At 71.5% G+C, this 12,668-nt stretch carries 10 protein-coding genes and 1 tRNA gene; 1 reads left to right on the top strand and 10 read right to left on the bottom strand.

Annotation, left to right across the window (positions count from 1 at the left end; translation table 11 throughout):
• From frc to ABT170_RS15570, 3 genes are all read right to left on the bottom strand, one after another.
• Entirely contained in the window at window positions 1-1,239 is a 1,239-nt protein-coding gene (frc, locus tag ABT170_RS15580) for a formyl-CoA transferase (protein ID WP_351867672.1), read from the bottom strand.
• Between the two features lie 16 nt (window positions 1,240-1,255).
• Entirely contained in the window at window positions 1,256-2,956 is a 1,701-nt protein-coding gene (locus ABT170_RS15575) for a thiamine pyrophosphate-binding protein (RefSeq protein WP_329946792.1), read from the bottom strand.
• A gap of 209 nt (window positions 2,957-3,165) precedes the next feature.
• Window positions 3,166-4,470, bottom strand: coding sequence for a DUF2254 domain-containing protein (locus tag ABT170_RS15570; RefSeq protein ID WP_351867669.1), 1,305 nt, complete (start codon window positions 4,468-4,470; stop codon window positions 3,166-3,168).
• 242 nt (window positions 4,471-4,712) lie between these two features.
• Between ABT170_RS15570 and ABT170_RS15565 the strand changes: the two genes are divergently transcribed.
• A tRNA-Leu gene (locus tag ABT170_RS15565) sits at window positions 4,713-4,800 on the top strand.
• Window positions 4,801-4,815: 15 nt separating this feature from the next.
• Here ABT170_RS15565 and ABT170_RS15560 read toward each other — a convergent pair.
• The 7 genes from ABT170_RS15560 to ABT170_RS15530 all read right to left on the bottom strand — a co-directional run bounded on the left by ABT170_RS15560 (window position 4,816) and on the right by ABT170_RS15530 (window position 12,563).
• Window positions 4,816-6,309, bottom strand: coding sequence for an amino acid permease (locus tag ABT170_RS15560; RefSeq protein ID WP_351867666.1), 1,494 nt, complete (start codon window positions 6,307-6,309; stop codon window positions 4,816-4,818).
• 210 nt (window positions 6,310-6,519) lie between these two features.
• Window positions 6,520-7,308 carry an N-formylglutamate amidohydrolase gene (locus ABT170_RS15555; protein WP_351867663.1) on the bottom strand — a complete coding sequence of 263 codons (789 nt, stop codon included), beginning with the start codon at window positions 7,306-7,308 and terminating at the stop codon, window positions 6,520-6,522.
• Between the two features lie 96 nt (window positions 7,309-7,404).
• Complete coding sequence (gene sph / locus ABT170_RS15550) at window positions 7,405-8,385, bottom strand: sphingomyelin phosphodiesterase (RefSeq protein ID WP_351867660.1); 981 nt, start codon at window positions 8,383-8,385, stop codon at window positions 7,405-7,407.
• 115 nt (window positions 8,386-8,500) lie between these two features.
• Window positions 8,501-9,160, bottom strand: coding sequence for a class F sortase (locus ABT170_RS15545; RefSeq protein ID WP_351867806.1), 660 nt, complete (start codon window positions 9,158-9,160; stop codon window positions 8,501-8,503).
• A 146-nt stretch (window positions 9,161-9,306) separates the two neighbouring features.
• Complete coding sequence (locus ABT170_RS15540) at window positions 9,307-9,723, bottom strand: hypothetical protein (protein WP_329946669.1); 417 nt, start codon at window positions 9,721-9,723, stop codon at window positions 9,307-9,309.
• 103 nt (window positions 9,724-9,826) lie between these two features.
• Window positions 9,827-11,851, bottom strand: a complete 2,025-nt coding sequence (locus ABT170_RS15535) for a sensor histidine kinase (RefSeq protein WP_351867657.1) — start codon at window positions 11,849-11,851, stop codon at window positions 9,827-9,829.
• Window positions 11,844-12,563, bottom strand: coding sequence for a response regulator transcription factor (locus ABT170_RS15530; protein WP_329946671.1), 720 nt, complete (start codon window positions 12,561-12,563; stop codon window positions 11,844-11,846). The genes ABT170_RS15535 and ABT170_RS15530 overlap by 8 nt, the downstream gene beginning before the upstream one ends.
• Window positions 12,564-12,668 lie beyond the last annotated feature (105 nt).

The following is a 12,668-nucleotide window of genomic DNA, read 5'->3' as shown; positions in this document are numbered from 1 at the left end:
TCAGATCACCCCGTCCGTCTTGAGGGCCCGTAACTCCTCGGCTCCGATGCCCAGTTCACCGCTGTACACCTGCGCGTTGTGCTCGCCGAGCAGCGGGGAGGCGACCACGTCGACCGGGGAGTCGGAGAGCTTCAGCGGGCTGCCGACCGTGGTGAACGTGCCGCGCTCGGGGTGCTCGACGCGTACGACCATCCCGTTGGCGACGAGCGACTCGTCCTCGACGATCTCCTTGGTGGACAGGATCGGACCGCAGGGGATCCCGTGCGCGTTGAGCCGCTCCAGCACCTCCCACTTGGGGAGCGTGGCGGACCATTCCTCGATCAGCTGGAACATCTTGCCGAGCTTCGGCAGCCGGGACTCCGGCGTCGCCCAGCCGGGATCGTCCGCCAGTTCCGGCCGGCCGATCAGCGCGGACAGCGGCCGCCAGCCGGCCGGCTGCACGATGACGTACACATAGTCGTTGGGCCCGCCCGGCGAGCACCTCACCGCCCATCCCGGCTGTCCGCCGCCGCTGGCGTTGCCGCTGCGCGGCACCTCGGCGGCCCCGGCGGTGCCCCGGGCGTTCGGGTACTCGGCGAGCGGTCCGTGCGCCAGGCGCTGCTGGTCGCGCACTTTCACCCGGCACAGGTTGAGCACGGCGTGCTGCATCGCCACATTGACGCGCTGCCCGCGCCCGGTCCGCTCCCGCTGGAACAGGGCGGCGAGAATCCCGGCCACCGCGTGGACGCCGGTGCCCGAGTCCCCGATCTGCGCACCCGTGGCGACCGGCGGCCCGTCCTCGAACCCGGTGGTGGACATCGAGCCGCCCATCGCCTGCGCGACGACCTCGTACGCCTTGAAACCGGTGTACGGGCCCTCGCCGAACCCCTTGATGGAGGCGTAGACGATCCTGGGGTTGATCTCCCGTATCCGCTCCCAGGTGAACCCCATGCGGTCGACGGCACCGGGGCCGAAGTTCTCCACCATCACATCGCTGCGCCGGACCAGTTCGGCCAGGATCTCCCTGCCGCGCTCGCTCTTCGTGTTGAGGGTGATGCTCCGTTTGTTGCAGTTGAGCATCGTGAAGTAGAGCGAGTCGACGTCCGGCAGATCGCGCAGCTGCCGGCGGGTGATGTCACCGCCCGGTGCCTCCAGCTTCACCACGTCCGCACCGAGCCAGGCGAGCAGCTGGGTGGCGGAGGGACCGGACTGCACATGCGTCATGTCGAGGACGCGCACGCCCTCCAGAGCTTTGGTCATGCGGAAGGCCCCTTCGCTACTTGTACATGGTCTGGTTCATCGTTCCGGGGGCGTACGCGTCGGGGTCCACCCAGACGTTGATCAGCGACGGGAGTCCGGATTCGCGGGCCCGCCGGAGCGCGGGGGCGATGTCGGCGGGGTCGCGCACCTCCTCGCCGTAGCCGCCCAGCATCCGGGCGAACCTGTCGTAGTGGACGTCACCGAGGGTGTTGCCGACCCGCTGGCGCGCCTCGCCGTACCTGGCCCTCTGGCCGTAACGGATCTGGTTCATCGAGGAGTTGTTGCCGACGATGCCGACGAAGGGGAGGTTGTAGCGCACCAGCGTCTCGAAGTCCCAGCCGGTGAGGGAGAACGCGCCGTCGCCGAAGAGCGCCACGACCTCCTTGTCGGGCCTGGCCTGCTTGGCGGCCAGGACGAACGGCACACCGACGCCGAGCGTGCCGAGCGGGCCGGGGTCCATCCAGTGGCCGGGGGTGCGGGGCTGCACCACCTGACCGGAGAAGGTGACGATGTCGCCGCCGTCGCCGATGTAGATGGAGTCCTCGGTGAGGAAGTCGTTGATCTCGCCGACCAGCCGGTACGGATGGATGGGGGAGGCGTCGGAGCGGAGCTGCGGCAGCCGCTTGTGGATCGCGGCCCGCTCGGCGGCGCGCAGCTCCTCCAGCCACGCCCTGCGGCGGACGGACCCGCCGTCGATCCGTCCGCCCGCCGCCTCGGTCACCGCCTTCAGCACCAGCGAGGCATCACCGACGATGCCCAGGTCGATGTCGCGGTTCCTGCCCACGGTGCGGTAGTCGAGGTCGATCTGGACGACGGCCGCCCCGGGCGAGAGCCGTTTGCCGTAGCCCATCCTGAAGTCGAACGGCGTGCCCACGATCACGATCAGATCGGCGTGGGAGAACGCGTGGCGCCGCGAGAGCTGGAAGTGGTGGGGGTCGCCCGGCGGCAGGGTGCCGCGCCCCGCCCCGTTCATGTACGCGGGGATGTTCAAGGTCCGTACGAGCTCGACGGCCCGGTCCGTGGCCCGTGTCGTCCAGACCTGGCCGCCCAGCAGGATCGCCGGTCTGTCGGCGTGCACGAGGAGATCGGCGAGCTTCTCGATGGCGGCGGGGTCGCCCGCGCTCCGGGTGGAGGCCCGGTACCGCCCGGCCCCGGGCACCCGTGCCTCGCCCACCGGCACCCTGGCGTCGAGGACGTCGCGCGGGATCTCCAGGAAGGACGGTCCGGGCGCGCCGTGGTAGCACTCCCGGAAGGCCATCGAGACCATGTCCGCCGCGCGCGCGGTGTGCGGCACGGTGGCCGCGAACTTGGTGATGGGCGTCATCATGTCGACGTGCGGAAGGTCCTGGAGGGATCCCATCTTGTGCTGGGTGTGCGCCCCCTGACCGCCGATCAGCAGCATGGGCGACTCGGCGCGGAAGGCGTTCGCGACACCCGTGACGGCATCGGTCGTGCCCGGCCCGGCGGTGACGACGGCGCAGCCCGGCTTCCCGGTGATCCGGGCGTAGCCGTCGGCGGCGTGGGCGGCGACCTGCTCGTGCCGTACGTCGACGACGTCGATGCCCTCGTCGACGCACCCGTCGTAGATGTCGATGATGTGGCCGCCGCAGAGGGTGTAGATGCGCTCGACCCCCTCGGCCTTGAGCGCTCTGGCGACCAAGTGCCCACCGGAGACGAGTTCCTGACCGCCGCGGTCGTCATGGCTGTCCTCGGGCATGGCGATGACCTGTCCCTTCGTGGGGGAACGCGGGAGCCGCTGTGCCGCTCTCGCGGTATATTGCATACAGTCGACGAATACTGTATGAGGCCGTTATCCCGCATCCGCCGGGCGGTGTCCAGAGGGCGGGCGGCAATTCGGCCACCGCCGCGCGACGCGGCGGAGCGGCCGGTCCGGACCCCGTCCGGCCGGGCGCCCGGCGGGCTCCCTCAGCCGATCCCCTGATGGTCCGGGAGCAGTGCGAACGCCCGCTCCGCGGCCTCGGGCGCCGAGCGCTCCACCGCCTGTGCCAGCAGCGCGCGGTGCCTGAGCAGGGGCTTCCTCCGGTCGGCGGGAGCGAGCAGCAGAAGATCGTCGATGCCGGCCAGCAGCCGTCGGGACACCTGCGGGGTGTCCGTCGAGCACCGCCGGATCTCCTCGAACGCGAGGTCCACCAGATCCGTCCACTCCGGCACGTCCTGGACGAGCCGCACGTGCCCCGCGCCGTCCCGGTGGTGCACGGCGCCGAGCGGCAGGTGGACCACGGCCGCGAGGAACTGCACGACGCGGTCGAGGCACTGCACGGCGGTGGTCGGGTCGTTCACGGCGGCCGACAGGGCCCGCAGCGCGATGTCCGAAAGCTGTCGCAGTCCGAACGCGAGGTCCTGGTGCGGGGTGCGCTCCACCCCGACCGACACCGTGTACGCCAGCGCGTGCCGGGGCGGCGCGGCACCGCCGTGGACGGCCAGGACCGGAGTCCCCGGCACCACGAAATCCCCGATCCGCGGGATGAGCCGCAGGACGATGCCCTGTCGCCGCGCGGCCCGCACCAGCCGCGCCACGTTCACATCCCGCAGGACCCCCGCCCGCCCCGTGTGCATCACCCGCGTGGTCTCCGGCGCGAGGGGTTCCCCGGACAGGGGCCCGCGGGGCATCCGCCGGAGCACCCGCAGCGCCTCGCGCGTGATCCGGTCGGTGACCGGGCCCACCTGCATGAGCCGCAGGGTGGCCGACACATAGGCGATGAAGAGCAGCAGGCTCAGCCCGACCATCGCCAGTGTCAGCATGCTCTGCACCAGTGGCACGGAGGTCACCCGGCGGGGGTCGGCCTCGCTCTCGTACGAGGTCAGGACCAGCAGGGAGAACAGGAACGTCGCCAGGAACACCGTCAGGGTGAGCTTGCTGATCCGGCTCCTGACGAAGATCCGCACCACCCGGGGCGTGAGCTGCCCGCTCGCCATCTGCACGGCCACCAGCGAGATGCTGAAGACGACACCGATGAAGGTCATCATCGCCGAGCTGATGGTGGTGACGATCGTCTTCGCGTCCTGCGCGAACGACATCAGGTCGCCCAGCTCGGTGTACGCCCGCTCGTCGCGGAGGTGCGCGACGATCTCCGTGTCCAGCGAGGAGGCGGCCCACCACAGGGCGAAGACGCCCACGAGCCCCAGGGTCGGCGCGAACCAGAACGTGTCGCGCAGATGCTCGCGCAGGGGGGACAGTGCGAGGGGCCTTCGGTAGCCGCGATCACTCATGAACGCGAAGGTAACGGCGCCGGCCCCGCGTGCGGCGGACATCGGCGGGCAACCGGCAAGCCGCACGGCGCACACGGCCGGGGTGACCTTCCGTGACTGCCTGGTGACGGAACGGCCCGAGCGTGCCCCGAAGGCCCGCGGCACCGCACTGACCACCGGATATGCAGGTGAGAGGCGCGCCAAACCCCTGGTATTGTTTTCTTTGTCGCCGCGGGGAACACACCGCGAACGGCAGACACCTTGTCCGGGTGGCGGAATGGCAGACGCGCTAGCTTGAGGTGCTAGTGCCCTTTATCGGGCGTGGGGGTTCAAGTCCCCCCTCGGACACCAGCAGGAGACCCCAGTTCATCTGGGGTCTTTTCGCGTTCCGGGGCCACCCCGGGCGTCCCGGCGCTCGCGGGCGAGTTCGCCCACCCGGGCGCGGACGACGAACCAGCCGCCGACCAGTGCGGCCGCGATCAGTGGCAGGAGCGTCACGGTGGTGCGGCCCACCCCGCCGCCCCACCACATCAGAAGGGCGACGCAGAGCAGGAAGAGCAGGGTGACGAGCTGGGTGTACGGGGCCCAGGGCAGCCGGTACGAGGGGCGTGTGACGCGGCCGTCCAGTGAGCGGTGCCAGAACAGCAGGGAGCAGAGCATGATCATGCCCCAGGTGCCGAGGATGCCGATCGACGCGAAGTTGAGGACGATCTCGAACGCCTGCCCGGGCATGACGTAGTTCAGCCCGACACCGAGGACACCGAAACCCGCGGTCAGCAGAATGCCGCCGTAGGGCACCCGGCCCTTGTTCATCCGGCCGGTGAACGCGGGCGCGGAGCCCGCCAGGGCCATGGACCGCAGGATGCGGCCGGTGGAGTACAGGCCGGAGTTCAGACTCGACAGGGCCGCGGTCAGGACGACCAGGTTCATCACACCGGCCGCCGCCGGAACACCCAGTCCGTCCATGACCGTGACGAACGGACTCCGGTCGGCCGAGTACGAGGTGTAGGGCAGCAGCAGGGCGAGCAGGACCACCGAGCCGACGTAGAACAGACCGACGCGCCACATGATCGAGTTGATCGCCCCGGGCATGATCCTCTCGGGCTCGCGGGTCTCGCCCGCCGCGACGCCGCACAGTTCGACGGAGGCGTACGCGAAGACGACCCCCTGGATCACCAGCAGCATCGGGAGCATGCCGACGGGGAAGATCCCGCCGTTGCCGGAGACGGTGGCGAATCCCGGGGTGTGGCCGTCCACCGGGTGCCGGGTGACCACCAGGACGATGCCGATCAGCATGAAGGCGACCAGGGCGGTGACCTTGACGATCGCGAACCAGAACTCCATCTCACCGAAGTACCTCACCGAGATGAGATTGGCGGCCAGGACGACGGCGAGGGCGGTCAGGGCGAGCATCCACTGCGGGATGTCGCTGAACACGCCCCAGAAATGCGCGTAGGTGGCGGCCGCGGTGATATCGGCGACCGCTGTGGTCGACCAGTTCAGGAAGTACAGCCAGCCGGCCGCGAAAGCGCCCTTCTCGCCCATGAACTCACGGGCGTACGAGACGAAGGCGCCGGAGGAGGGGCGGTACAGGACGAGTTCACCGAGCGCGCGGACGACGAGGAACGCGAAGACCCCGCAGACCGCGTAGGCGAGGGCGAGGGAGGGGCCCGCCCCGGCCAGCCGCCCGCCCGCGCCCAGGAACAGTCCCGTGCCGATCGCGCCGCCGATGGCGATCATGTTGATGTGGCGGGAGGTGAGGTCCTTGCTGTACCCGGCGTCGCCGGCGTCCACATGGGGGGAGCCGCCCGCCGCCGGTGGGGCGGCGGACGGACCGGCCGCGGGGGTGCGGTCATCCATGGACAGGATCCGCCTTCGTGAGGGGAGGGTTGGCGTTCCCGGCCAGGTCCGGCGTGGGGTCGTCACCGTGGCGGGCCCGATGGCTTCGGGCCGGGGAATCCTGTGATTCTGGCAGTGCGCCATGCCGTCGAGGAGTCGATCCGTGGCACTTCCGAGGTTGTGCAGAGGTGAAGCAAGGCGATGGTCACACCGGGGTGCGCCGGAGTGCGGCTATGCCCCGGCGACCAGTTCGGCCAGTGCCGCAGCCAGTTCGCGCAGGCCCGGACCGGCGGCGCCGCCCGGCTCGGACATATAGACATCGCGCCGGATCTCGATCATCAGCGCGCTGACCCGCGGGTCCTTCCCGTAGTGCTTCAGCGGTACATAGGTACCGGGGAAGGGACTGTCGAGCCCCGTCCCGCCGAATCCGGCGAACGCCGACTCGGCGCGGGCCAGCAGCTCCGGCGGGGTGTGGAAACCGTCGGTCCCCAGGCAGACCGGCGGGCGCGGTCCCTCGCCGTGGAGCTCGTAGGGGAGCGGTGCGCTCGGGTACGAGTGGACATCGATCACGACGGCGCGCCCCGCGTCGGCCAGGCGCGCGTCGACCGCCGCGGTCATCGCCTCCGCGTACGGGTGGAAGTAACGGTCGATCAGGGGCTGGGGATCCATGCCGCGCGGGCGCAGCCGCTCGCGGTGCGTGGTGTGGGTGTAGACGGCGCCCATGCCCACGGCCAGCATCTCCTCCCGATCGTCCGGGAACCGTTCCGGATCCACCACGAGCCGGGAGAGACCGTTGACGAACCGCCACGGGGTGAGCGCGCAGCCCGCCGCGGCCCGCGCCGCCAGCTCCGCCGTGTGGGAGTCGGTGATGTGGTCGAGTTCCCGCTCCAGGGCGGCCCGGTCCAGGACGATTCCGTCCCGGACACTCGGCGGCAGCACCCGCGAGGAGTGCGGTACGTGCAGCAGCACGGGTGACCCGGCCGCTCCGGGGATCAGGTCGAACGGGTGGGGAGCGCCCATGGGGAGGTTCCTTCGGCGGGACGGCAGGCGGACGGCGGCGAGGAGCCCGCCCGTGCGGGCCGGTCCTCGCCTCCGTCCGATTGTCCTCCGGAGGGGTTACCGGCCCGAAGCGACCACCGGGTAGTGGTCGGAGAGGTTGGTGTAGGTGTAGTCCTTGCCCCAGCTGGAGACGGTCCAGGGCGCGCTCCGCTCCTCGACCACCTCGTTCGTCCACCCGGAGGGCTTCGCGTGCCCGGCGCGGTGCAGGACGTGGTCGAGGTCCTCCCGGGGGTCGTCGGGGTAGCGCTCGGAGGCGATCGAGTTGTCCCTGGTGTCGAAGGAGTACGGGTGCCCGGTCCGTGCGTCGGCGGCGGTGAGCCCGGCGTCGGTGAGCAGTGAGGCGTACTCGGAGGAGTGGAAGTCGACGTTGAAGTCGCCTGCCACGATGACCTGTTCGGAGGCGGGGATCCGCTTGGCGTCGAGGAAGGCGTCGATCTCCTTGAACTGCCGGCTGCGCATCTGCGCCGCCTGTCCCGCCGTGCACCCGGGGTCCGTCGACTGGGCGTGGGTGCCGACGATGTGGACGGGGGTGCCGTTCACGTCCAGCTCGGCGTAGGCGAAGCCCTTGTTGGAGAACCAGTCGCCGCCGCAGGCGTCCTTGAACACGTACTGCTCCTTGCGGACGATCGGCCAGGTGCTCAGCACGCTCACCCCGCCGTCCTCCGGTGTGGTGGCCGAGTACGATCCGCCGGTCGCGTCCCAGCCGCTCTTGCTCCGGCCCACCACCGGGGTCTGGTACGGGTACTGGGCGGACGCGTTGCGCAGCAGGGCGTCGGAGGCCGAGTTGTCGAACGCCTCCTGGAGCACGACGACGTCGTTGCCCCGGAAGAACGAGGTCTTCGGTATCTCCGCCGCCCGGTGGTCCTGGCCCCAGTTGGGGTACAGGGCCTTGCTGAAGATGAACGCGTTGTAGGACAGCACCCGCAGTGACGGCGTTTCGGCGGCGGCTGCCTGCGGGGTGCCGACCGCCAGAGTGACGGCGGTGAGCGCGGCGGACAGGGTCACGCCGGAGAGGCGGCGGAGCGCGGTGTGCGACACGGGGTCTCCTGGTTCTGCTGAGGGGGTGGGCCGGTGACACCCATCAAAGCAGGGCTGGTTACTCGTCGGTAGACTCGGGATGCCGGCAATCTTGACGTCCGGCCGACATCCGGAGTCAGCGCAGATCGGCGTAGACGATCAGGTTGTCCACGGGGTGCCCGTCCGCGTCGAAGTCGCCGTCACAGGTGATCAGACGCAGTGTGCTGCCCTTGGTGGCTCCGTAGACCTTGTCGGTCGGGAAGGCCTTCTTGTCCACGGTCTCCGTACCGGTGACCGTGAAGTGCACGGCCTTTCCCGCCTTGTCGCGGACGACGACATCGGCGCCCTCGCGGATCTTCTTCAGATCGTGGAAGACGGCCCGGCCGAACCGGGTGTCGTTGTGGCCTATGAGCACGGCGGCCCCGGGCTCCCCGGGAACGGCGCCACCGGTGTACCAGCCCACGGTCATGCCCCGCTCGGCGGGCGGGACTTCGACGGTGCCGTCCGCCTGGAGACCGAGCCGCATGACGGTGCTGTTCACGCCGATGGAGGGGATGGAGACTCCGGCGGGATGGGCCTGCCCGGCCTTCTCCCCCCGCGCACGGCCGCCGGACGGCTCGGACGCCGTGCCCGTGGAGCCGGTGGAACCGGACGACCCCGCGGACGGGGACACGGTGACGGTCGGCGGCGCGGCGTCCGAGGGGGTGGCGGAGCAGCCGGCCAGCGCGACGCAGACGGCGACGGCGGGCAGCAGTCGGGCAGTTCGCCGGAAGGGGCGGTGCGCACGGGACGACACGCGGCGCGTGGCGGAGGCCGGAAGGCGCGCGGGGGAGAGCGGGTGGTGCGTACGGGACACGGGGACTCCAGTCGGCGGGACAACGGCCGACCGTGGCGCCGTCCGGAGAGGACGACGCCACGGTCACTGGTGAGTGGCGGGGCGGATCAGCCGTTGCGGTGGGCCGCGGACCGGCGGCGCAGCACGATGGTGCCCGCGCCCGCGAGCAGCACCGCGCCGGCGGCCGACCCGACGAGAGCGGTGGTGCTGTCCCCGCCGCCGGCGGGGCGTTCACCGGCGGCCACGCCACCGCGGGGCGGGACGGCGGGCCGCGCGGTCCGTGCCTCCTTCACCGCCGGGGCGGGCCGGTCACCCGCGGCGACACCGCCACGGGGCTTGACCGACGGCCGCGGCGCGTCCTTGGCGTCCACGCCGGCCCTCGCAGGGGCGGGCGACGGCGCCTCGACACGCGGGGAGGCGGGCTTGGGCGTGCTGTCCGCGAAGGCCGCGGCCGACGGCGCGAGCACCGCGCCGGCCGCGACGGCGACGAGCACGGCGGCACGCAGGGAGAGACGAGCGGTCATACAGATGGCTCCATTCCAGCTCGGCCCCGTGACGTATCCGGACGGCGGTTCGCACCGGGTACGGGGCATGCGGCCAGGCTGGCGTGAAGTTATGAAGAAGCTGTCAGAGCGCTGTGGTCATCCCATCAGCCCTCCGGTCGGCCGGCTCTCCCGCGCCCTTCTCGTGAGCACCCGCCATGCCGGCCCCTGACACAACGGCCCCCGCCATGCCGGGGCGCGTCGGACCGGCCCCTGTCACGGGCAGCCGGAGTGTGAAGACCGAACCGGCTCCCTCGGTGCTCGCCGCGCTCGCCGTGCCCCCGTGGGCCTCGGTGAGCTTGCGGACGATGGCCAGCCCGAGGCCGCTGCCGCCGGTGCGGCGGCTGCGGGACTTCTCGGCGCGCCAGAAGCGGTCGAACACATGGGGAAGGTCCTCGGGCGCGATGCCGTTGCCCGTGTCCACGACCTCGACGACGAGGTGCTCCCCGGACTCGGAGCCGGACGAACGCAGGGTGACTCGCCCGCCCGCCGGGGTGTGGCGTACCGCGTTGGAGACGAGGTTGCCCACGGCCTGCCGCAGCCGGACGGGATCGGCATCGGCGGTGAGGCCGGGGACGGCGTCCACCGTCAGCGTCACACCCGCGGTGTCGGCCTGCACCTGGTGTGCGGCGGCCACCTGACCCAGCAGCTCCGCTACGCGCAGCCGCTCGGGGTGCAGCCGCAGCACACCGGCGTCGGCCGCGGACAGGTCCTGGAGGTCGTCGATGATGTGCTGCAACTGCACCGCCTCCTCCAGGAGCGAGGAGACGAACGCCGGATCGGGATCGGCCAGACCGTCCTGGGCGGCCTCCAGCCAGCCCCGGATGTTGCTCAGCGGGGTGCGCAGCTCATGGGCGACATCGCTGACCATGGCCCTGCGCTGTTCCTCCAGCCGCGCCCGGTGCGCGGACATGTCGTTGAAGGCGCTGGCCAGCCTGCCTATCTCGTTGTCCGCGGTGACGGGAACCGAGGCCGGTTCCTCGCCGTCGCGCATACGCTGCGCGGCGCCGGTCAGCGCGCGCAGCGGTCGCACGAGGCGGGCGCCCGCGAGCACCGAGGCGCCCACGGTGAGGGCGAGCACCAGGGCCGCGGCACCGGCGATCTTGGCGGTGTTCGCCGGGGAGAGGTCGAAGCCGGGAACCGTGGTGCCGCCCTCGTCGCCGATGAACAGCAGGGCGGGCGAGGCCACATAGGAGCCGAGCTGTTCGCGGCGCGCCGTTCCCACGCACGAGGCGATGGCCCGGTCGCCCTCACTCGTGTGTGCCGTCGGCCGCACGGCGGGGGCGGGCAGTTTCACATGGCCCCCCGGGGGCATGGGCCGGGGAGCGCCCGGAGCTTCGGAGTCCTGGGCCCAGGAGAGATCCTGGTTCAGCCGCACAGCGGCCCGGCCCTGACGTTTCAGGCAGGCGTCGGCCAGCTGGTTGAGGGCCCTGAGCGCCTGCTGTTCGGTGCGGGTGGGTTCCTCCAGCGTCCCCGGGTCGCATCGGGCTTCCCGCACCCGTTCGGGGTCGTTGCCCACGACCTGGATACGGGGCCGGCCGCTCGGTTCCACGACCACGTCCGAGGCGATCCCCGCCCGGCTCAGGCACGCCACCCCCCGGTCGGCGGTCCGCCGCAGCTGTGTACGCTCCGCCGCGGACAACCGGAACGGGCCGACCGCACGCGCGTCGACCCGGTCGTCGGCCGTGCCGGAGCGGCCGGCGCTCTCGGGCGCCAGCACCGTGTCCACGGACAGCGGGTCGACGACCGCGGACGCCTGGGGAGGCAGCGCGGGCGGGGTCCGGCCGGTGGCGGAGTCGGCGAGGGGCTGCCGTCCCTGGGTGGTCAGCGCCACCCTGCGCCCGGACTGTTCGGCCAGCCGCTCCACGGTGGGCCCGACGCCGTCCCAGGTGGAGTTGAGGGCCGCGTATCCCAGCAGCGTGTCGTAGATCCGTGCGTCGGCGGTGAGGTTCTGCCCCTGTTCCTGCTTGATCGCCCCGGAGGTGGTCTGTACGGCCAGCCACGCGGTCGCCGCCACCGAACAGGCCGCCACCAGCGCCGACACGCCGAGCAGCCGTCCGAACAGGCTTCTGCGCAGCGGCAGCCGGTCCGGGCCCCGCCCACTAGCCACGCCGGATTCCCTTGTCGGGGTCCGTCAGCTTGTACCCGACACCGAAGACCGTGAGCAGTCTGACCGGCCGGCGCGGGGTGGGCTCGATCTTCTTCCGCAGGTTCATGATGTGCACATCGACGGTCCGGTCCCCGATGTACCGGTCGAAACCGTGCAGTTCCTCCAGGAGCCGCTGCCGGGTGAAGACCCGGTCGGGCTGGGCGGCCAGAGCGGCCAGGATGCGGAACTCACCGGGGGTGCACTCCACCCGCCCGCCGCCGACCATCACCTCGTGCCGGCCGGGATCCACCGCCAGCGCGCCCACCCGCAGTACCGGGTCCCGCGGAACCGGGGCCGCCCCGGGCCGCCGGGTGCGGCGCAGCAGCGTACGGACCCGCGCCATCAGCTCGCGCGGACTGTACGGCTTGGTCATGTAGTCGTCCGCGCCCAGATCGAGCCCGAGCAGCAGATCGTCCTCCGTGGTGCGGGCCGTCAGCATCAGCACGGGCAGCTCGCGGCACTCGGCCCGCAGCACCCGCACCACGTCCAGACCGTCGGCCCGCGGCATCATGACATCGAGCACGAGCAGGTCCGGCTCCTGGTGCCGTACCTCGTCGAGCGCGGCTAGCCCGTCGCCCACCACCCGCACACAGTGGCCCTCCCGTTCGAGGTAGCGGCGTACCAGTTCGGCCTGCTTCGGGTCGTCTTCGGCGACTATGACGTTTGCGCACACGCGCTCGATCGTAGGTGAGTGCGAAGCGCGGCCCGGAATCCGGGCGTCCGCACCATCCCTCCCGCCGTCACCACCCGTGCTCCGCCCCCGTGTACGAGGACCGGG

Origin of the sequence: Streptomyces sp. NPDC001787 (assembly GCF_040297465.1) — a bacterium.
Classification (GTDB): Bacteria; Actinomycetota; Actinomycetes; order Streptomycetales; family Streptomycetaceae; genus Streptomyces.
Note: the sequence above shows the minus strand (reverse complement) of the source record. Positions and strands in the feature narration are given on the sequence as shown.